Source organism: Aeromonas sp. sia0103, from assembly GCF_963895295.1.
GTDB classification, from domain to species: Bacteria; Pseudomonadota; Gammaproteobacteria; order Enterobacterales; family Aeromonadaceae; genus Aeromonas; species Aeromonas encheleia.
On the sequence record NZ_CAWQKG010000058.1, the window covers coordinates 1 to 203 of the forward strand.

A 203-nucleotide genomic window follows, 5' to 3' on the forward strand; every position below is an offset into this window, starting at 1 on the left:
TCACGCTCAGGCTGCCGGTCTCGGTCAGGTTACCGCTGACCACGTTCAGGTCTTCGGTCACCGCACCGCTGCCATCACCCACAATCACCGCACCGTCGTTGACGCCGGTGATGGTGATGGTCACGGTATGGCTGGTGCCATCCAGGCTCTGTACGGTGAAGGTCTCGACCTTGGTCTCGCCCTGGCCCAGGTACTGCACCTTG

At 62.6% G+C, this 203-nt stretch carries 1 protein-coding gene; it reads right to left on the reverse strand.

Features of this window, described 5'->3' with window-relative positions:
• The coding region (locus tag AACW18_RS17620) for a VCBS domain-containing protein (RefSeq protein ID WP_218390106.1) at positions 1–203 on the reverse strand (203 nt) is incomplete at both ends.